Source organism: Bradyrhizobium sp. USDA3010, from assembly GCF_056429065.1.
The window spans coordinates 184,686-204,636 of sequence record NZ_JBWJZD010000002.1 but is presented as its reverse complement, the minus strand read 5'-3'; the positions used below and the strand labels follow the sequence as shown (position 1 = coordinate 204,636).

22 protein-coding genes are annotated in these 19,951 nt (G+C 65.9%); 9 read left to right on the top strand and 13 right to left on the bottom strand.

Annotated elements, in window-relative coordinates; genetic code table 11:
- Positions 1–72 precede the first annotated feature (72 nt).
- A complete protein-coding gene (locus tag AC066Y_RS03955; protein WP_478272752.1) occupies positions 73–1,149 on the bottom strand; it encodes an NAD(P)H-dependent flavin oxidoreductase in 1,077 nt (358 codons plus the stop codon).
- A gap of 18 nt (positions 1,150–1,167) precedes the next feature.
- Positions 1,168–2,148 carry an NAD(P)H-dependent flavin oxidoreductase gene (locus AC066Y_RS03950; protein ID WP_478272751.1) on the bottom strand — a complete coding sequence of 327 codons (981 nt, stop codon included), beginning with the start codon at positions 2,146–2,148 and terminating at the stop codon, positions 1,168–1,170.
- 117 nt (positions 2,149–2,265) lie between these two features.
- On the opposite strand from AC066Y_RS03950, the gene AC066Y_RS03945 reads away from it, so the two are divergent.
- The 3 genes from AC066Y_RS03945 to AC066Y_RS03935 all read left to right on the top strand — a co-directional run bounded on the left by AC066Y_RS03945 (position 2,266) and on the right by AC066Y_RS03935 (position 4,644).
- Positions 2,266–3,156: a LysR family transcriptional regulator gene (locus AC066Y_RS03945; RefSeq protein WP_456722738.1), complete on the top strand. Its 891-nt coding sequence runs from the start codon at positions 2,266–2,268 to the stop codon at positions 3,154–3,156.
- A gap of 76 nt (positions 3,157–3,232) precedes the next feature.
- Complete coding sequence (gene ruvX, locus AC066Y_RS03940; protein WP_478272750.1) at positions 3,233–3,715, top strand: Holliday junction resolvase RuvX; 483 nt, start codon at positions 3,233–3,235, stop codon at positions 3,713–3,715.
- A gap of 2 nt (positions 3,716–3,717) precedes the next feature.
- Entirely contained in the window at positions 3,718–4,644 is a 927-nt protein-coding gene (locus AC066Y_RS03935) for an AEC family transporter (protein WP_478272749.1), read from the top strand.
- 46 nt (positions 4,645–4,690) lie between these two features.
- Here the strand turns inward: AC066Y_RS03935 and AC066Y_RS03930 are convergent, their stop codons facing one another.
- The 7 genes from AC066Y_RS03930 to AC066Y_RS03900 form a co-directional block, all read right to left on the bottom strand.
- The gene (locus AC066Y_RS03930) at positions 4,691–5,902 is read right to left on the bottom strand and encodes an ABC transporter substrate-binding protein (RefSeq protein ID WP_092114790.1); all 1,212 of its coding nucleotides are present in this window, start codon (positions 5,900–5,902) and stop codon (positions 4,691–4,693) included.
- Between the two features lie 228 nt (positions 5,903–6,130).
- Positions 6,131–6,502 carry an Imm1 family immunity protein gene (locus AC066Y_RS03925; protein WP_478272748.1) on the bottom strand — a complete coding sequence of 124 codons (372 nt, stop codon included), beginning with the start codon at positions 6,500–6,502 and terminating at the stop codon, positions 6,131–6,133.
- A 75-nt stretch (positions 6,503–6,577) separates the two neighbouring features.
- On the bottom strand, positions 6,578–7,348 hold the full coding sequence (locus tag AC066Y_RS03920) for a lysostaphin resistance A-like protein (protein WP_478272747.1): 771 nt from the start codon (positions 7,346–7,348) through the stop codon (positions 6,578–6,580).
- 10 nt (positions 7,349–7,358) lie between these two features.
- The gene (locus AC066Y_RS03915) at positions 7,359–9,002 is read right to left on the bottom strand and encodes an acyl-CoA dehydrogenase family protein (RefSeq protein ID WP_478272746.1); all 1,644 of its coding nucleotides are present in this window, start codon (positions 9,000–9,002) and stop codon (positions 7,359–7,361) included.
- 134 nt (positions 9,003–9,136) lie between these two features.
- A complete protein-coding gene (locus AC066Y_RS03910; protein ID WP_478272745.1) occupies positions 9,137–9,589 on the bottom strand; it encodes a hypothetical protein in 453 nt (150 codons plus the stop codon).
- A gap of 35 nt (positions 9,590–9,624) precedes the next feature.
- A complete protein-coding gene (locus AC066Y_RS03905) occupies positions 9,625–10,035 on the bottom strand; it encodes a hypothetical protein (RefSeq protein WP_478272744.1) in 411 nt (136 codons plus the stop codon).
- A gap of 129 nt (positions 10,036–10,164) precedes the next feature.
- Entirely contained in the window at positions 10,165–10,923 is a 759-nt protein-coding gene (locus tag AC066Y_RS03900) for a M15 family metallopeptidase (RefSeq protein WP_478272743.1), read from the bottom strand.
- 242 nt (positions 10,924–11,165) lie between these two features.
- Between AC066Y_RS03900 and AC066Y_RS03895 the strand changes: the two genes are divergently transcribed.
- The 3 genes from AC066Y_RS03895 (at position 11,166) to plsY (ending at position 14,248) form a co-directional block, all read left to right on the top strand.
- Positions 11,166–12,119, top strand: a complete 954-nt coding sequence (locus AC066Y_RS03895) for an aspartate carbamoyltransferase catalytic subunit (protein WP_173642499.1) — start codon at positions 11,166–11,168, stop codon at positions 12,117–12,119.
- Between the two features lie 4 nt (positions 12,120–12,123).
- On the top strand, positions 12,124–13,425 hold the full coding sequence (locus AC066Y_RS03890) for a dihydroorotase (RefSeq protein ID WP_478272742.1): 1,302 nt from the start codon (positions 12,124–12,126) through the stop codon (positions 13,423–13,425).
- Between the two features lie 226 nt (positions 13,426–13,651).
- A complete protein-coding gene (gene plsY / locus AC066Y_RS03885; RefSeq protein ID WP_092114795.1) occupies positions 13,652–14,248 on the top strand; it encodes a glycerol-3-phosphate 1-O-acyltransferase PlsY in 597 nt (198 codons plus the stop codon).
- Positions 14,249–14,390: 142 nt separating this feature from the next.
- On the opposite strand, the gene AC066Y_RS03880 is transcribed toward plsY, so the two are convergent.
- On the bottom strand, positions 14,391–15,629 hold the full coding sequence (locus AC066Y_RS03880; protein WP_478272741.1) for an amidase: 1,239 nt from the start codon (positions 15,627–15,629) through the stop codon (positions 14,391–14,393).
- Positions 15,630–15,730: 101 nt separating this feature from the next.
- On the opposite strand from AC066Y_RS03880, the gene dprA reads away from it, so the two are divergent.
- Positions 15,731–16,846, top strand: a complete 1,116-nt coding sequence (gene dprA, locus AC066Y_RS03875; protein WP_478272740.1) for a DNA-processing protein DprA — start codon at positions 15,731–15,733, stop codon at positions 16,844–16,846.
- Positions 16,847–16,999: 153 nt separating this feature from the next.
- Here dprA and AC066Y_RS03870 read toward each other — a convergent pair whose 3' ends face one another.
- Positions 17,000–17,398, bottom strand: a complete 399-nt coding sequence (locus AC066Y_RS03870) for a winged helix-turn-helix transcriptional regulator (RefSeq protein WP_478272739.1) — start codon at positions 17,396–17,398, stop codon at positions 17,000–17,002.
- Positions 17,399–17,497: 99 nt separating this feature from the next.
- On the opposite strand from AC066Y_RS03870, the gene AC066Y_RS03865 reads away from it, so the two are divergent.
- The gene (locus AC066Y_RS03865) at positions 17,498–18,106 is read left to right on the top strand and encodes an FMN-dependent NADH-azoreductase (RefSeq protein WP_478272738.1); all 609 of its coding nucleotides are present in this window, start codon (positions 17,498–17,500) and stop codon (positions 18,104–18,106) included.
- Positions 18,107–18,162: 56 nt separating this feature from the next.
- Here the strand turns inward: AC066Y_RS03865 and AC066Y_RS03860 are convergent, their stop codons facing one another.
- Together AC066Y_RS03860 and AC066Y_RS03855 are read right to left on the bottom strand one after the other, a co-directional pair.
- Positions 18,163–18,327 (bottom strand): hypothetical protein, encoded by a 165-nt coding sequence (locus AC066Y_RS03860; RefSeq protein ID WP_097673623.1) that lies wholly within the window; start codon positions 18,325–18,327, stop codon positions 18,163–18,165.
- Positions 18,328–18,484: 157 nt separating this feature from the next.
- Positions 18,485–19,258 carry an SDR family NAD(P)-dependent oxidoreductase gene (locus AC066Y_RS03855; protein ID WP_171947609.1) on the bottom strand — a complete coding sequence of 258 codons (774 nt, stop codon included), beginning with the start codon at positions 19,256–19,258 and terminating at the stop codon, positions 18,485–18,487.
- Between the two features lie 49 nt (positions 19,259–19,307).
- On the opposite strand from AC066Y_RS03855, the gene AC066Y_RS03850 reads away from it, so the two are divergent.
- Positions 19,308–19,841: a winged helix-turn-helix transcriptional regulator gene (locus AC066Y_RS03850; protein ID WP_478272737.1), complete on the top strand. Its 534-nt coding sequence runs from the start codon at positions 19,308–19,310 to the stop codon at positions 19,839–19,841.
- The last annotated feature ends 110 nt before the right edge of the window (positions 19,842–19,951 follow it).

Genomic DNA, 19,951 nt, shown 5'->3' with positions numbered 1-19,951 from the left:
CGTCTCTCGATACCCGGATATCGGAGGCGGCAGTCCGGGGCATACACCGAAATTGCGCAGATTGAGGTGAAATCAGCCCGCCATCTTGCCCATCCGCGCCAGCGCGGCTCCCGCCAGCGCGCGGGTCAGCTCGGCGGCCGGCATTTCCTTGCCCATCCGCACCGCCTGCCCGGCCCAGAGATTGGTGAAATCGACCTTGCCCTGTTTTTCGGCAGCCGCCTTCAGCGGCCCGAGGGCGGTCGCCGCGTGCGGGAACGCCGGCGCGTCTGGTGAGATCGGGCCGACCTCGCGCATCACGCGGTTGGCGACACCGCGCGCCGGGCGGCCGGTCATCACATTGGTGATGACGGTCGATTCATCGCTCGCCTGCGCCAGCGCCACGCGGCCCGCCGCGCTGACCTTGGATTCCGGGCAGCGCAGGAATGCGGTGCCGATCTGCACACCGGATGCGCCGAGCGCAAAGGCCGCCGCGATCCCGCGTCCGTCCGCGATGCCGCCGGCCGCGACGACCGGCACCTTCACCGCATCGACCACCTGCGGCAGCAGCGAGAACGTGCCGGGCTGCTCGGCGATATCATCGGTCAGGAACATGGCGCGATGGCCGCCGGCGTCGGCGCCTTGCGCGATGATGACGTCGGCACCGTTCTCCTCGAGCCAGATCGCCTCCTTCACGGTGGTCGCCGACGACATCACGATGGCGGCCGCTTGTTTCACCCGCTGCAACAGCTTCGGCTCCGGCAGGCCGAAATGGAAGCTGACGACCTCGGGCTTCAGCTCCTCGACCACTGCGCAGAACGCCGCGTCGAACGGCGCGCGGTTCGCCGCATTGATCGGCGCATCCGGATCAAGGCCATGTTCGCGATAGTACGGCCCCAGCCGCTGCCGCCATTGCGCCTCGCGCGCCGGATCGGCGTCGACCGCCTTGTGGCAGAAGAAGTTGAGGTTGACCGGCGCGGACACGCGCTGGCGGATGATGTTGACCTGCTCACGCGCCTTTTCGGCCGAGAGCATCGCACATGGCAGCGAGCCGAGCCCGCCGCCCTGCGCCACCGCAATCACGAGCTCCGCATCCATCACGCCGGCCATCGGCGCCAGCACGATCGGGAATTCGGTCTTGAAACGATCGATCAATCGACGGTCCGGCCACATGGTCTGTCTCGCGCTTGTTCAGGACAAAGAGGAAAGAGAATTGCGCCGGCCCTGCAACGACTGCTCGGCCTCGGCGACGATACGGCCGACGATCTCGGCCGCGGGAACGATATCATGGATCAGCCCGACGGACTCGCCGGCAAACACCGCGGCAACGTCGAAATTGGCCGCGGCCCTCGCGGCGGCGTATTCCACCGCGATCTCGTCCGCGCGCTGCATCAGCTCGATCTCGCGGCCGCTCCAGCGCCGCAGATGATCGTTGGAGAGCGAGCGCGCGGTGAACGGCGCCGGCCACATCAGCTTGCGCGACCAGTCGAACACCACGCCGCGCACCGTCTCGCCGCTCTTCGCCGCCCGGATCAGCTGCTTCGCCTGCTCGGGCGCGTCGGCTTCGACGCTGGCATAGAACCGCGTTCCCATCAGCACGCCGGATGCGCCGAGCATCATCATCGCCGCGAGGCCGCGGCCATCAGCGATGCCGCCGGCTGCGACGACAGGGACGCGCCCTGTCGCGAAATCGATGATCGCAGGCACGATGTCCAGCGTGGTGCGCGAGGCGCCGTGACCGCCCGCCTCCGTGCCCTGCGCAATCAGGATGTCGGCGCCGCAATCGAGCGCTTGCTGCGCCATGTCCTCACTCTGCACCTGGCAGATCAGGAGCGCGCCCGCAGCCTTGATCTTGGCCGCGAACGGCGCGGGATCGCCGAATGACAGCATCACCGCGCGCGGCCGCGCCTCCAGTGCGATATCGATCAGCTCGGGCTGCCTGGCGAGGCTCCAGGTGATGAAACCGATCCCGAATGGGCGGTGATATCCCCTGAGCACCGCAGTCTCCGCCTCGAGCCAGGCCCGATCTCCATAGCCGCCGCCCAGAATGCCGAGGCCGCCCGCGTCGCTCACCGCCATCACCAGCCGGCTTCCCGTGATCATCGCCATCGGCGCCAGCAGGATCGGATGCGCGATGCCCAGACGAGCCGTCAATTCGGTGCCGATCGGCATGCGTTGCTCCCTGTTCTGGACTTGCTGTTCTGGACTCGCAGCCTAAGCGGGCCTAACTTTCTCGGAAAATGAATACTAGAGAACGCTACCATCTCTAAAATGAAACGGTGGTCCCAGATGGAATTGACCGACCTCCTTACCTTTTCCACGGTCGCCCGGCTCGGCGGCATCACCCGGGCCGCCGACGAGCTGAACACCGTGCAGTCCAACGTCACCCAGCGCATCAAGGCGCTGGAGGCCGAGATCGGCACCGCACTGTTCGAGCGTCACAGCCGCGGCATGTCGTTGACCGGCGCCGGCCGCCGCCTGTTGCCGTACGCGCAGCGCATGGCGGCGCTGTCGCGCGAAGCCGTGCTCGCCGCTCGCGACGATGGCGAGCCGAAGGGGCCGTTGTCGATCGGCTCGATGGAGACTACCGCCGCGGTGCGGCTGCCGACGCTGCTTGCCGAGTTTCATCGCCGCTATCCGGCGGTGCGCCTGACCTTGCGCACCGCGCCGACCGCCGATCTCGTGGCGGCCGTGCTCGACGGCTCGCTCGACGGCGCCTTCGTCGCCGGTCCGATCGAGCACGCCGAACTGTCGGCGACATCCGCCTTCACCGAGGAACTGGTGCTCGTCACCGCGCAGCGCTGGAAATCGCTCGCCGCCTTGCGCGCCGGCACGCCGGAGTCGGGCCCGACCGCGCTCGTGTTCCGCACCGGCTGCACCTACCGGCAACGGCTCGAACAGGTGTTCACCGAATTCGGCTGGCCGTCGGCCGCCCGCTTCGAGCTCGGCACGCTCGACGGCATGGTCGGCTGTGTCGCCGCCGACATGGGCGTGACCTTGCTGCCGCGCGCGGTGGTCGAGCGCGACCACGTCCAGCGCGACATCAAGATCCACAAGCTCAATCCGCAGCATGCGCATGTCGAGACGCTGTTCATCCAGCGCCGCACCGCGCACCAGTCCAGCGCGTTGCAGGGACTTGCCGCATGCCTTTCCGGCGACGATCGGGTGATCGCCGCCTGACCGGCGTTTTCGCATGGACGGCCGCCCGCCGCCGGGCTTTGCCTCGGCGCGCGGGTGCGTGCTAAGCGCTAGCGCCATGCCCGCCCCCATCCTTCCCCTGATCGAAGCCGCGCCGCACTGGCCTGACCGCGGCGCGCTGGTCGGCCTCGACCTCGGCACCAAGACCATCGGCGTTGCCGTCTCGGATCCGGACCGGCGGCTCGCGACCGGCGTCGAGACCATCCAGCGCAAGCAGTTCAAGGTCGACGCGGCGCGGCTGTTCGCGATCGCGGCCGAGCGCAGCGCCGTCGGCTTCGTGCTGGGCCTGCCGATCAACATGGACGGCAGCGAGGGCCCGCGCGCGCAATCGACGCGGGCCTTTGCCCGCAACCTCGCGGGCCTCACCGCGCTTGCGATCGGGCTGTGGGACGAACGGCTGTCGACCGCGGCGGTGGAACGCGAATTGATCGGGATGGACGTCAGCCGCGCCCGCCGCGCCGAGGTGATCGACGAGCACGCCGCGATCTTCATCCTGCAAGGCGCGCTCGACCGGCTCGCGAAGCTGCGCGGAGACCGCTGACGATGGCCGTGGTGATCGCGGCGCTGTTGCCGGTGTTTTTGCTGATCGTGCTCGGCTTCGTCCTGAGACGCACGCTGATGCGGCTCGACACCCAATGGCACGGGCTGGAGCAGCTCACCTACTACGTGCTGTTCCCGGTGCTTTTGGTACAGACGCTGGTGAAGGCCGATCTGACCAAAGTGCCGGTCGCGGGCGTCGGCGGCGCGCTGCTGCTCGCCGCGCTCGTGATGTGCCTGCTGTGTCTTGCGCTGCGGGCCCCGCTTGCCCGCGCCGGGGTCGACGGCCCCGCCTTCTCCTCGATCTTCCAGGGCGCCACCCGCTGGCAGACCTATGTCGCGCTGTCGGTGTCGGGCAATCTTTATGGCAAGGTCGGACTTGCGCTGGCCTCGGTCGCGATGGTCGCGATCATCCCGCTGGTCAACGTCTTCAGCGTCGCCGTGCTGGCGAAATATGCCTCATCCGAGAAGCGGTCCGCCGGCGCGATCGTGATGACTGTCATGAAGAACCCACTGATCTGGGCCTGCGTCATCGGGCTCGCCATCAACGTCACGCATGTCCCGCTGCCGAAAATCTGGCACGACGTCGCCGACGCGCTCGGCGGCTCGTCACTGGCGATCGGGCTGCTCGTCACAGGCGCCGGGCTGCATCTGAAGGGCATCTTCCGCCCCAGCCTCGCCGCCAGTATCGCGTTGGTCCTGAAGCTGGTCGCGATGCCCGTGCTCACGGTCGCGCTCGCCGTGTGGTTCGGCGTCACCGGCGCCAACCTTGCCATCGTCGCGGCCTGCGCCGCGGTGCCGACCTCGCCGTCCGCCTATGTGCTGGCGCGCCAGATGGGCGGCGACGCCCCCCTGCTCGCCCAGATCATCACACTGCAAACGATTTTGGCCGCGATCACGATGCCGATCGTGATTGCCGCGGTCGGGCCGTAGCATGCGGCATGCGCTTGCGCAGGCCGGCTCGTTGCGCTGATCGTCGCTATTTTCCGGACGAACCGGTGAATGCCGTATCGAGCACATCGCCGATCGGCTGCCAGCTGCGGCCATCAAACTGAAGCAACCGCAATTGCTCGACCGGACGGAACTGGCCGCTGTTGATCTTGATGCCGGGGAGCACGGCGGATGCCTGATAATCCCTGAGCGCCGCAGCCTGCTTCATGACGTTTTCGCGCGACAGATCGTTGCCGCATTGCCTGAGCACCTGGATCATCGTTTCGGCGGCGGCATAGCCGTAGACTGCGGCAGCGTCGTCCTTGCCGCCGGCTTTCGTAAACTTGTCGAGGAAGCTGCGCCAGGCGCCCTGATCTTCCCTCCAGGCCGGATCGCTTGCATCCTTCAGGAAGGCGGCGGTGATGACGCCGGTCGCATTCTCCGTGCCGGCCGGCTTGAGCACCGTCTCGATCGATGACGCCATCTGGTTCACGATGAACACCGGCCGCCAGCCGTGCTCGGCCGCAGCCCGGATCACCTTCGAGGCATTTTCCGGCACCCCGGCAAATACAAAGACCTCCGCTCCCGATTGCTTCAGGATCGATACGTGGCCGTCCAGATGCTGATCGTCGACATCATAGGCAATGTCGACCCTGATGTTGTGGGCGACGTCACCCAGCCCTTGCACCAGCCCCTTGAACAATTCCCTCCCGAACTGGTCATTCTCCCAAAGCGCCACGATTTTCTTTCCGGGATAGAAAGCCTGGATGTAGTTGGCGTAGATCCGTCCCTCCTCGCGGTACGAGGGCTGCCAGCCCATGGTCCAGGGATAGAGAGACGGCTCGCTGAGGTCCCGATCGCCGGAGGCAACAAAGAGTTGGGGGATATTCAGTTCATTGAGATACTTCCGCACCGCGAGATTCCCCGGCGTGCCGAACGAACCGAACATCAAGAGCACATTGTCGGTCTCGACCAGGATACGCGTCAGGTCCATGGCGTTGGACGCATCCGACAGATCGTCGTAGGACATGAAACGGATCTTGCGGCCGCCGATTCCGCCGCGTTCGTTGATCATCTCGAAATAGGCGGCTTCCGCCTTGCCGATCTGGCCGAAAATCTCCAGCGCGCCGCTGTACGGCATCAGATTGCCGATGCGGATTTCGGTGTCGGTGACGCCCTGGTCGCGCACCTGCTGCGTGATGGCACCGAGAGACGCCAGCGCGACGACGCTGGCCAAGAGCGTTCGGATCAACCTAGCCATGAGAAGAACTCGCACGACGGCAGCCGCCGCTGCCTAGTTTCGGTCCGGCCCGCGCTCATTCATTGATCTAGATCATAGCACTCTGAGGGGGCCGCCTGCATCCCCTCAGTCGGGTTCCCGATGGGCGGCGACGCGCCCTGCTTGTTCCGGATCATCGCGCTGCACACTTGGCCGCGATCATCATGCCATCGTGATCGCCGCGGTGGCGCTTTAGGCGTGGAGCGTACATCAGGCCTTTTGCCAAGAAACGAATTCAGGACGAGCGCCATCGTTGACGAAGAAGTATGCGATCGCCTTGTAACACTGCTCCAGATCGATGCACCAAGAGAGCGGATGCTCATCGATCTGTCCGTTTGCCAGCCGGTAGGCGACGACCTGCCTCCCATTATCTTCGCCCTTGGTGACAAAGCCATCGTCACCGTTAAAGCGTAGATACATGAGCCAAGCATGCTCTCCGTTGCGAAGCATCGCGATGGCTGGGCCGGTGGGCGCTGATAACCACAACTCGAACTGCTGTTCCTCGTGGAACCGATCTAACGCAAGACCTAACTCCTCGACAGAGCCAACTACAGTGTCAGTCGCGTTAAAGGATGCGTTCATGAAACGTCTGTCACGTAGCAGCTAGTCTCAAGGTCGTACCGATCCAAGCTCACCGTCTGCAGACACATCGGCCAATCAGCCCGCCAGCCACCAGGTCTGCAGCGTCGCCGCAAAATTGTTCAGCCCGTGCAGCAGGATCGTCAGCCATGTCGAGCCGGTGCGGAAGCGCAAATAGCCGAACAAGAACCCGATCGACAGCACCTCGCAGAGGAAGAACCAGTCGTACTGCAAGTGCATCACGGTCCAGACGATCGACGACAGCAGGATCGCGCCATAGGGGCCGAGCCTGGATTCCGACCAGCCGCGATAGAGCCAGCCGCGCGCGAACAATTCTTCCCAGAGCGGCGCGGCCACGGCGAAGGCGATCACCAGAAGCCACAGCGCGCTGTGCTCCTGTGCCGATTTCAGCACGTCGCCCATGAAGCCCGGCGTCACCTCGCGGCCGGCGGCGCGGGACACCATGTCCCAGGCGCCGACCAGCACGATCAGCGCGACGACGCCGATGATCACGTTTTTCCACGACGTCCCGCGCAGCCCGAGGTAATCGGCGAACGGGATCCCGGTGCGGCGGATCGCGAACCACAGCACCAGCAGCACCATCGGCAGGCCCGCGAGGACCGAGAGCGAGATCGTCAGACCGTCGGCGACCACATGGGTAATGCCGGCCGCCGACAGTTCGCCGCCCTGCGCGATGATGCGGTAGACGATGACCGCGACCTGGCCGAGGAACATCGCCGCGAAGATCAAAAGCCCCCACAGCGCGGTGCCCCAGAATTTCCAGACCCGAGGGGGACGTGGCGGCGGTTCGACAGCCGACGGCGGAGTATCGGGATTGAGTGCGTCCATCAGCAAACCTTCATGGCAGCGCCCGCGCCAGCAGCGCGCGCTGATCGGCATCGGAGAGGTCCACCGCGCCGTACATGCCGGCGTGGCGTTCGGCAAGCCGTGTCGCCGCGAACAGCTCGGCATTTTTCGGCGAGACCTGGTTGAGCGCCGCGGTGGCCGCCAGCAGCGCCAGCTTCTCGACTGCAAGCCGTGCGATGCGCTCGCTGTCCGGCCGGCGGAACGATTGTCCGATCGACGCAATAGCCTCAGCGGCGCCCGGCAAGCCCTTGGTCTCGTCGGCGAGCGTACGCAGCACAGCGAGCGCGGCATCGGCCTCGCGGCCGAGCGCGCGCAACACGTCGAGGCACATCACGTTGCCTGAACCTTCCCAGATCGCGTTGACCGGCGACTCCCGGTAATGCCGCGCCAGAATGCCCTCCTCGACATAGCCATTGCCGCCGAGGCACTCCATCGCCTCATAGAGGAAGCCGGGCGCGCTCTTGCAGGTCCAGTATTTGATCGCCGGCGTCAGCAGCCGCATATAGGCGGCCTCGCCTGCATCGATGGGCGCGCGATCGAAGGCGCGGCAGAGCCGCAACACTAGCGCGATCGACGCCTCGACATGCAGCGCCATGTCTGACAGCACCGCCTGCATCAGCGGCTGATCGGCGAGATGCTTCTGGAACACGCTGCGGTGCCGCGCGTGATTGAGCGCGTGCGCCAGCCCCGAGCGCATCAGGCCTGCGGATGCGATCGCGCAATCCTGCCGCGTCAGCTGCACCATCTGGATGATGGTGCGGATGCCCTTGCCCTCCTCACCGATCAGTTCGGCATGGGCGCCGTGGAATTCGGCCTCCGAGGAGGCATTGGAGCGGTTGCCGAGCTTGTCCTTCAGCCGCTGGAAGTGGATCGCATTGACCGTGCCGTCGGGCGCAAAGCGCGGCATGAAGAAGCAGCTCAGCCCCTGCTCGGCCTGCGCCAGCACCAGGAACGCGTCGCACATCGGCGCCGACATGAACCATTTGTGCCCGGTGATGCGCCAGGCGCCACCGTCGCGCTCGGCGCGCGTCATGTTGGCGCGCACATCGGTGCCGCCCTGCTTTTCCGTCATGCCCATGCCGAGCGTCATGCCGCGCTTGGTCCACCATGGCGCAAAGCCCGGGTCGTAGGCGCGCGTGGCGATGACCGGCATCGTCTTCGCCAGAATGTCCGGCTGCGAGGCCAGCGCCGCGACCGAGGCGCGCGTCATCGTGATCGGGCAGAGATGACCGGTCTCGACCTGGGACGCGATATAGAACCTTGCCGCGCGCACCACCTCGGCCGCCCCGCCGGCCGGCTTGCCATCGGCTGACCAGGTCGAATTGTGCACGCCGGCATGGGCCGAGTGCGCCATCAGCTCGTGATAGGCCGGATGAAACTCGACCTCGTCACGGCGATTGCCCCTGGCATCGAAGGTTCGCAGTTTAGGCGTGTTCTCGTTGGCGACGCGGCCGCGCTCCGCCATGGCGGCCGATCCCCAATGCTTGCCGAAATCCGACAGTTCAGCCGTGGCCGCCGCGCCGCCATTGGCGGCGACCGCCGCGGCCAGCGGCGCGTCCGTCGCGAACAGGTCGACATCCCAAAACGGCGGCGACTGGTTGAAGACGTCGTGGGTGGCGAACGGAGCCTGCGTCATGGTCTCCTCGGCGATTGGTCGCACTGCGCGCGATGCCCGGACAACGGTCTTCGTTGGCGGCAGCAGCGCCGTAACTGGAATCGGGGGATCATAAGCCTGCAAGCCGGCACGGGGCAGCGAAAAGTATACGTCCGCTAGATGCTTCCATGCCTCGGCGCATGGCGGCCGAGCCACCGGTCGACCCAGTCATTGGCGCGGGTCCGGTTCGCCTCCCTCCTGGAAGCCTGGACCGGAAAAATGTCGCCGCTGTTCAGTTGCCGGTCATCCGGATATTCAGCCAGTTGCAGGTTCGATTCATGCGCGGCGCCGTCGACCGGAGAGATGTAGGCAAACCGGATCTCGATCTTGTGCTTGATGTCGGAGCCCTGCCATTTCGGATGGTGACGCGCCAGAAGCTCGACAAGGTCGCAAGGCAACAGATCCGAGGTCGAGCTCCGATTGTCCTCGGTCTTCTCCATATAGCATTGCTCCTTGACGCTGCTGACGCGCGCGTCGATCGGCCGGAAGTTCACCCGCTTGTCGAGCTCGCCGTAGATATAGAACCCCGCAACGCCGATCGCGATGATGCCGTAGAGCCCCAGGCGCATGGTCGAACTCCCATCCTTCCGAACCGCGGTGACGGTCAGATCGAACGTGTCGTCTCCGCCTTGGTCTTGGAGGCCAGCACCGGCAACACGTCGCCGGCGCGCAGCGGCTTGCCGTTAGGGAAATAGGACATCTGCAGGCTGGACTGGTGCGTGGCTCCATCGACCGGCGAGACATAGACGACGCGCACCTCGATCTTGTGCATCACGTGATAGCCCTGCCACTTCGGATGCTCCTTCCGCAGCAGCTCGGCGGTTTCGCAGCGAGTCAGATCGGACGTGAACGTCGTCTTGGTGATGACGCCGCGCTCGACCTTTTCCAGATAGCACTGGTCATTGACGCTGCTGATGCGCGCATCGACGCGCTGATAGTTCGCGCCCTTGTCGTACTGGTCGTAGATCGCGATGCCGAACGCACCGAAGGCAACAATGACAACAGCCCAACGCATGTTTTCTGCTCCCGCAATGCCCCACTTCATACGGCCACAATTAAGGAGTGTTGAAAGCGCATTCAGCTACTTCAGCGATGGCAAGCTTTGTGTTGCCGAGATGCCTTGAATTTGAGGAAAATCCAACCGCTAGTGCGCGCGTGTGATCGGGAAATCATAGGCCGCCCCGCCGGCTCCCGGCAGCGAGAAGTGCCACCATTCCTTTGCATAGTTGGCAAACCCCTGCCGGGCCATCGCCGCGACCAGAAGGTTGCGCCAGCGTCGCTGCGCCGGCGTGATCGAGCCAGAGGCGGTGTGGCCCTTCGCATCAGAGCAGTCATAGCCGGTGCCCATGTCGACGCTGCCCTCGGGGGCGCGCGCGGCGACCGGCGCGGTGCAATCGGCATAGTCCCTGGCCGGGTCGAACTTGCGCGAATTGTCCGCGGTCAGATCAACCAGCGTGAGATCGACCGCGGCGCCGGTCGAATGCCCCGAATGCGTGGCGATGTAGCCGAGGCGGAACAGATCCGCCTTCGAGAACGCCGGGTTGTAGCGTCGCTCGGCGGCGGTCTCCTTGCCGTTCCTCGACCACGCCACCATGTCGGCAACCGCGCGGGCCGGCCGGTAGCAATCGAACATTTTCAGTGACAGGCTTTGCCGCGCCAGTTCCTGCTGCACGGCCTTGAGCCGCAGCCCCACCTCCCGCTTCACCACGCATTCCGCCGCGCCGTAGCCCGCGATCGGCCGCCCCATGAAATTATTGGAGGTCGCGTAGCGGATGTCCTGGATGATGGTCGGATCGATGTCGCGGAGGAACACGAAGTCGCCGGGCAGGCTCTGAGCGAAGGCAGACGAGATCGACCCTGAGATCAACTCGATGGCCAGCAGTGCGATCACGGCAATTTTCACGAGTCCTCGCTCCGCTGTCCCGGCTGCATGGCCGTCCAAGGCATCACCTCGCCTCCGCTCCGGCGAAGCCCGGTCGTCCACGTCTTGTTCCGGAAAGACAAGCAAAAGCAAGGCGCGGACAGCTTGCAATAGGCCCGGGCATGATGGCGGACAAACCCAGCCCCATCTTACTCGGGGAAAACTCCTCCGGGCCCTCTTCGCGCTTGCCCCACCGGCCATCCGCGCCTATAGCTCTCGCTTTAATGACCCCATCATTAAAATCGACTTTTGTCCTCGGTCACCGGCATCTGCTGGGCATCGAGGGCCTTTCCGCTGACGACATCACGGGCCTGCTCGACCTCTCCGAGGAGTATGTCGAGCTCAACCGCCAGGTCGACAAGAAACGCGCCAGTCTGCGCGGCCGCACCCAGATCAATCTGTTCTTCGAGGCCTCGACCCGGACCCAGTCCTCGTTCGAGATCGCCGGAAAACGCCTGGGCGCCGACGTCATGAACATGTCGGTGTCATCGATGTCGACCCGCAAGGGCGAGACCTTGATGGACACCGCGGTGACGCTGAACGCGATGCACCCCGATATCCTGGTGGTGCGCCACCACGCCTCCGGTGCGGTCGAGCTCTTGGCGCGCAAGGTTGACGGTTCCGTGATCAACGCCGGCGACGGTGCCCACGAGCACCCGACCCAGGCGCTGCTCGACGCGCTGACGATCCGGCGCAACAAGGGCCGGCTCGAGGGGCTTACGATCGCGATCTGCGGCGACGTGCTGCATTCGCGCGTGGCGCGTTCCAACATCTTCCTGCTCAACACCATGGGCGCCCGCGTCCGCGTGGTGGGCCCCTCCACGCTGCTGCCGCGCGGCATCGAGCGGATGGGCGTCGAGGTCGCGCGCGACATGCGCGAGGGGCTGAACGGCGCCGATATCGTGATGATGCTGCGGCTGCAGCGCGAGCGCATGAACGGTTCCTTCGTGCCATCGAGCCAGGAGTACTTCCACTATTTCGGCCTCGACCAGAAGAAGCTCGCTTACGCCAAGCCCGATGCGCTGGTGATGCATCCGGGCCCGATGAACCGCGGTGTCGAGATCGACACCTTCGTCGCCGACGGCGCGCAGTCGCTGATCCGTGAACAAGTCGAAATGGGTGTGGCGGTGCGCATGGCAGTGCTCGAAGCGCTCGCCCGCAACCTGCCGAACGCGTGACGCCATGCTGACTGACCGCCGCCCCATCCTGCTCGCCAACGCCCGCGTCATCGATCCGTCCCGCGACTTCGACGGTCCGGGCGACGTCCTGATCGCCGACGGCGTGATCCGTGACGCCAAGCGTGGCATCGGCGCCGCCGGCGTCCCCGAAGGCACCGACATCGTCAATTGCGCCGGCAAGATCGTGGCCCCCGGCCTGATCGACATGCGCGCTTTCGTCGGCGAGCCCGGTGCCAGCCACCGCGAGACCTTTGCCTCCGCCAGCCAGGCCGCCGCCGCCGGCGGCATCACCACCATCATCTGCCAGCCCGACACCTCGCCGGTGATCGACAATTCGGCGACCGTCGACTTCGTGCTGCGCCGCGCCCGCGACACCGCGATCGTCAACATCCACCCGATGGCTGCTCTGACCAAGGGCATGCAGGGCCTGGAGATGACCGAGATCGGCCTGTTGAAGGCCGCCGGCGCCGTCGCCTTCACCGATGGCGACCGCAGCGTCACCAACGCCCAGGTGATGCGGCGCGCGCTGACCTACGCTCGCGATTTCGACGCACTGATCGTGCACCACACCGAGGACCCGAATCTGGTGGGCGAAGGCGTCATGAACGAGGGCGAGTTCGCCACGCGGCTCGGGCTCGCCGGGATTCCGACCGCCGCCGAGTCGATCATGCTCGAGCGCGACATGCGGCTCGCGGCGCTGACCGGCGGCCGCTATCACGCGGCCTCGCTGACTTCGATCGAGTCGCTGGAGATCCTCAAGCGTGCCCGCGATAATGGCCTCAAGGTCTCGGCCTCGGTCTCGATCAACCACGTGACGCTGAACGAGAACGACATCGGCCCCTACCGCACCTTCCTCAAGCTGGCGCCGCCGCTGCGCACCGAGGACGACCGCAGGGCGCTGGTCGCAGCTCTCGCCTCCGGGCTGATCGACGTCGTGATGAGTGATCACAATCCGCGGGACGTCGAGGTCAAGCGGCTGCCGTTCGCGGAAGCGGCGAGCGGCGCGGTCGGCCTGCAGACCATGCTGCCGGCGGCGCTGCGGCTGATCCACAATGGCGAGATGGAATTCAAGACGCTGATCCGGGCCATGTCGACGCGGCCGGCGGAACTGCTCGGCCTGCCCGGCGGCACGCTGCGCGCCGGGGCTCCCGCCGACGTGATCGTGATCGACGCCGACACCCCCTGGGTGCTCGACCGCGACGATCTCAAATCGCTGTGCAAGAACACGCCGTTCGACGACGCCCGCTTCTCAGGCCGCGTGACCCGGACGATCGTCGGCGGACGGACGGTGTTCGAATACGTCTAAATTGGCGTGGAACTCAGCGTACCGCGAGTTGCGACATCGCTTCCATCGTCGTTCCAACGACGATGGCCGCGACGTAAACCACAAAGAAAACCTGCTCAAGCCGCCTGCGAACAGAAGCCATGATAAGCTCCCTCATTTCCAAGGCCATGGTGCGGATTGATGGTTAATATTTCATTGACGGGATTGCCAAAAATAGACCGGATCGACCGTCCAGGGAACCACCGCGATGTCTGCTGACGCGTTGCTGCTCGCCGCCTTCCTGATCGGCTATCTCTTGGGCTCGATCCCGTTCGGCATGATCCTCACCAGGCTCGCCGGCACGCAGGATCTGCGCACCATCGGCTCGGGCAATATCGGCGCCACCAACGTGCTGCGCACCGGCCACAAGGGCCTCGCCGCGGCGACGCTGATCGGCGACATGCTCAAGGGCACCGTCGCCGTCATCATCGCGGGCTCGATCGACGGCCCGAACGCCGCGATGCTGGCGGCGCTGGGCGCGTTCCTCGGCCACCTCTTCCCGGTCTGGCTCAGGTTTCGCGGCGGCAAGGGCGTCGCCACCTATATCGGCGTGCTGCTCGGCCTGTTCTGGCCCGCGGCGCTGATCTTCGCCGTGATCTGGATCGGCACCGCCGCCACCACGCGCTACTCGTCGCTGTCAGCGTTGATCGCCGCGTTCGTGACGCCGCTGTTCCTGTGGTGGTTCGGCCACAACGCGCTCGCCTCGCTGTTCGCCGTGCTGACGCTGCTGCTGTTCTACACACACCGCGAGAACATCAAGCGGCTGCAGGCCGGCACCGAAGGCAAGATCGGCGAGAAGAAATAACTCTCTCCGTCATTCCGGGGCGCGCCTCTTGGCGCGGGCCCGGAATCCATCGAGCCCCATATTTCGCGGTGAAATGGATTCCGGGTTCGCGACTACGTCGCGCCCTCAGGTGCGCAATTGCGCACCAGGGAATGACGAGGTCCTAGGCCTTGAGCGCGTCCTCGACAAAGCTCGCCGCCGCCAACGCCTTTGCATCGCTGCCAAAACCCGCGATCACGGTCACGCCGACTGGCAATCCGCCCTCGGCAATCAGCGTCGGCACGTTGACGCAAGGCACGCCCATCAACGTCCAGAGCCGGTTGTAGCGGGGATCGCCGGTCGAGGCCAAGCCGTTCGGCGCGGCGCCCGGCGCCGACAGCGTCAGCAGCACATCGACCTCGCCAAAAATCGCTGACAGCGCCTGCCGCGCGCGCAGCGTGACGTCCATCGCCGCATCATATTCGGCGGGCGTGCCGCCCTTGCTCTCGTCGAGCCGGCCGCGCAGCAGCGGCGGCATCGCATCGTAGTTCTGGCCATACTCCCAGGCGAACGACTGATGCGCCTCGAACTCCTGCACCACCGGATGGATCCGCCACGCCTCCGCGATGATCTCGGGCATCGCGAGCTCGCGCACGGTGGCGCCCGCCCGCTCCGCCGCCCGCGCCGCCTTCTGCAATGCCTCCGCGCCGGATGGATCGGGCGCGCCGGCGAAGGCCTGCGTCACGACGCCGATGCGCGGCGCCGAGACCTCGGACGGCACGACAAGCTCGGGCCGCCTGGTCATCGCAGCGAGCCCCAGCGCGACGTCGCGCACACCGGCGCCAAACAGCCCCACCGTATCGAGCGTCCACGAAAAACACTTCACGCCGACGGTCGGCAGCAGCCGGTAGCTCGGCTTGATCGCGGCGACGCCGCAGAACGAGGCCGGCCGGATCACCGATCCACCGGTCTGCGTGCCCAGCGCCAGCGGGATCATGCCGGCCGCGACCGCGGCCGCCGAGCCCGACGACGAGCCGCCCGGCGTGTGCGCGTGATTGTGCGGATTGAGCGTTGCGGTCGGATCGTTCGCCGCGAACGCCGTCGTCGTGGTCTTGCCGATGATGGTCGCGCCGGCCTGCTTCAGCGCCATCACCACAGGCGCGTCGGCGCGCGGCTGATGGCCGCGGTAGATCGCAGCCCCCATCTCGGTCGGGAAGCCGGCGGTATCGATGATGTCCTTGATGCCGACCGCAATCCCGCGCAGCGGCCCGGCATCCTGCGCACGCGCCTTTTCGTCGTGGCGGACAAAGGCGCCGATCGCCTTCTCCTGCGCACCGATCGCCTCAAGCGATTGGCCGATGGCCGCTTCGGGCGACAGCGCGCCCCGTTCGATACGCGCTTGGAGGTCGGCAAGTGAGATCATGGGCGGCTTCCTCGAATTGGCGACCGCTTGTAGCGCGTCACGCCAATTGCGCCAATGTCGCGGTTGATCACAATCCCAGGTTGGGCGAAGCTGCACCCAGCATGCATGACCGGTCGCCCAGCACCACTGAACTTACCGACACCGAACGGCTCAACCGCCTACGGTTGATCCGCTCCGACAATGTCGGCCCGCGCACCTTTGCATCGCTGCTCCGCCATTTTGGCGATGCGGCGCACGCGCTGGAGCGCCTGCCCGATCTGGCGCGCCGTGGCGGCGCATCGGGACCCGGGCGCATCACGAGCGAGGCCGATGCAGCCGCGGAGCTCGCGGCCTGCCGCAAGCTCGGCATCGATCTCGTCGCGCCGGAGGAAGCCCACTATCCGGCGCGGCTTGCCACCATCGACGACGCGCCGCCACTGCTTGGCGTGGGTGGCGCGCGCGACACGCTGATGCGGCCGATGATCGCGATCGTCGGCTCCCGCAATGCCTCCGGCGCCGGGCTGAAATTTGCAGGCCAGCTGGCGCGCGATCTCGGCAATGCCGGCTTCGTCGTGATCTCCGGCCTCGCCCGCGGCATCGACCAGGCGGCGCATCGCGCGACCGTCGCAAGCGGGACGGTCGCCGTGCTGGCCGGCGGCCATGACCGCATCTACCCGCCGGAGCATGAGGATCTGCTGGCCGCCCTGCTCGCGCACGGCGCGGCGATTTCGGAGATGCCGCTCGGCCACGTGCCGCGGGCGCGCGACTTCCCTCGCCGCAACCGGCTGATCTCGGGCGCATCGCTCGGCGTCGTGGTGGTGGAGGCCGCGCATCGCTCCGGCTCACTGATCACGGCGCGGATGGCCGCCGAACAGGGCCGCGAGGTGTTCGCGGTGCCGGGCTCGCCGATCGATCCGCGCGCCGCCGGCGCCAACGATTTGATCAAGCAAGGCGCCACGCTGGTCACCGAAGCCGCCGACGTGATCAGCGCGGTCACGCCGATCATGGAGCGGCCCGTCATGCTGTCCGCGCGCGAAGACGACGAGCCGCTGGATTTTGCCACCGATGCGTCCGATCGCGCCCGCATCATCAATCTGCTCGGACCGAGCCCGATCAGCCTCGACGACCTGATCCGGATGGCCGATGTCTCGCCAGCCGTCGTCCGCGCGGTGCTGCTGGAGCTCGAACTCGCCGGCAGGCTCGAGCGTCACGGCGGCGGACTGGTGTCGATGATCTAGCGTGGGCGAACAAGCGGCTCACGCCAGTCTATCACCATCATCCTGAGGAGCGGCCTCTTGGCCGCGTCTCGAAGGATGCACGGCCCCGCTGGCGGCCGTCGACCCTTCGAGACGCGCGCAAGAGCGCGCTCCTCAGGGTGACGGGTCTAGATTTCAGTCGCTGTTCCGCGAGTCAAAATTGCTTCGCGCCCCTTCGATCTCCGGCAGGTGCGCGAACGCCCATTCGCCGAGCGCCTTCACCGGCGCGGCCAGACCGCGACCAAGATCCGTGAGCTCGTAATCGACCCGCGGCGGGATGGTTGGAAACACCGTGCGCGTCACCAGGCCATCGCGCTCCAGCCCGCGCAGCGTGAGCGTCAGCATCCGTTGCGAGATGCCGTTGATCATCCGCTTCAGCTCATTGAAGCGCTTCGGCCCATCGGTCAGCATCATGATCACGAACACGCTCCACTTGTCGCCGACCCGCGCCAGCACGGAGGCGACCGCACGACAATCGCTGTGGTCGGGACTCGGCCGCGGCGGAGCAGTCACATGGATGTTCTCAGGTCTCATTGCTGTGCTCGGGTTTCAAAAATGTGCGTTCTTGCGCCCATTTAGGGGGGTCACTCATATAGCGCCAGTTACAAACCTATACCAAAGGTGACTTCAGCCATGAAACTTCTGCACATCGACTCCTCGGTCCTCGGCCCCCACTCCGTCAGCCGCCAGGTTTCCGCCGCCGCCGTCGAGCGGCTGCGCCAGGCCAATCCCGGCCTGGTCGTGAGCTACCGCGATCTCACCCAGACCCCGCTCGCCCACCTCTCCGGCCTGCACCTCGCCGCCAGCCAGGGCGCGGCGCCGGACCCGTCGGTGCGCGACGACATCGCGACCGGCCAGGCCGTGCTGGACGAGTTCCTTGCCGCCGACATCGTCGTGATCGGCGCGCCGATGTACAATTTCACCATTCCCTCCCAGCTGAAGGCCTGGATCGACCGCGTCGTGGTCGCGGGAAAGACCTTCAAATACGGCGCCGGCGGCGTCGAGGGATTGGCCGGCAACAAGCGCGTCATCATCGCGATCTCGCGCGGCGGCTATTATGGTGCCGACACGCCGATGGCCGCGCTCGAGCACCTCGAGACCTATTTGCGCGGGGTGTTCGGCTTCATCGGCGTCAAGAATCTCGAGCTGATCCCCGCCGACGGCATCCAGGTCGGTCCCGAGCATCGCGAGAAGGCTGTCGCAGGCGCGCTGCAGGCCGCCGGCAGCCTGAACGCCGCCTGACGTGTCACATTCCTGCCGTCACCTCGGTGGCGGCAGGCCGCTTCGGGTGGATGAAGTCAGAACCAGGCGCCTTGAATGCCGAAGATGACGGCGACGAGCGAGATCAACAAACCGATACCTGAGAACAGCGCGACCGTCACAAACTGCGCTGAGTCTGAATTTTCATTTTCGGAGGTAGACGAAACCGGGATCGGCGTCGAAATGCGGGCTGCTTTCGGCATGAAGGAACTCCAAAATGATTCCGTGGTGAAAAAAATCCCCGCCTATTCAGGAGTCCGGCGAGTACGTCAAAGGTTCAATACGCGCGATAGTAGTCGCGCGCGAAATCGGCCGGTGTGAACTGCTTCACACCGGCCGTTCGTTACAATGCGAAACAAACTAGCCGCGATAGATCGGCGCGCCGGCGGGAGATGCCGTTGCACCGCCGTCGATGAACAGTTCCTGCCCCTGCACATGCGCCGCGTCGTCGGACGCCAGGAACAACACCGTCTTCGAGATGTGATCGGGTTCACCGATACGTCCGAGCGGCGTGGACTTTCCGATCCGCTGCTCGAACGCTTTCTCGGCCTCGGGCGTTGCGATCGCCGCGCCCCAGATCGGCGTACGCACAGCGCCCGGCGCCACCACGTTGACGCGGATGTTGCGCGGCGACAGCTCTGACGCCATTACCCGCGCCATCGCGCGCACGCCGGCCTTGCTCGCGGCATAGGCCGAATAGCCGGGATTGCCGAGCACCGAAATCACCGAGCCGTTGAGGATGATGGATGCGCCGTCGTTGAGATACGGCGCGACCGCCTGCACGGTGAAGAACACGCCGGTGAGGTTGGTGCGGATCACATTTTCGAATGCAGCGAGCGTGGTGCCGCCGACCGGCGTCTGGCCGGGAATGCCGGCATTGGCGAACAGCACGTCGTACTTGCCGAACTTCTCCGCGCCCTGCTTCACCGCGGCTTCCAGCGCCGCGACATCGGTGGCATCGGCCACCACCGCGAGCGCGTTCGGTCCGAGTTCCCGCGCCGCCGCCGCGAGCGTCTCCTTGTTGCGCCCGGTGATGACGACCTTGGCGCCCTCGGCGACGAACAGCTTTGCCGTCGCAAGCCCGATGCCGCTGTTGCCGCCGGTGATCAACGCCGTCTTGTTTGCCAGTCTCATGTCCGCCTCCAGTTGGTTGCATTATTAAACTTCGTTGCCTACCTAGGGCATGAGGTTTAATATTGCAACCACACAAGACCGTGATGGCCCAACTTTCGGAGCGTGCGTCGTGAAACGAACCAGCCTTGCAGGCGACAGTTGTCCGGTAGCGCGCGCACTCGACGTGTTCGGCGACTGGTGGTCACTGCTGATCATCCGCGACGCCAGCCTCGGCCGGCGCCGTTTCGGCGAATTCCAGGCCAGCCTCGGGCTCGCAAAGAACATCCTCGCCACACGGCTGCGCACGCTGGTCGAGCGCGGCATCCTGAAGACGGTCCCCGCCTCCGACGGCAGCGCCTATCAGGAATATGTGCTGACGCCGAAGGGCCACGGCATCTTTCCGATCCTGGTCGCGCTCCGGCAATGGACCGAGGAATTCGACGACCATCCGGACGAGATCGCGACCATCATGGTCGACCGCGACAAGGGCAAGCCGGTGAAGAAGCTCGCGCTGTTGTCGCAGGACGGTCGCGTGCTTGACGCAGCCGATACTGCGCTGAAGCCGCGGCCTGCACGGAAGACGGCGCGGCACCTGTCGGCGTGATCCTCTTCATCATCATTCGCCACGTGCGCAACTGCGCTGCCGGGGACGACGCGCAACGTCGAGCCCTGAATCCCGCGGTTTGGTGTCGGCTATCCCATGGAAACCGGCGC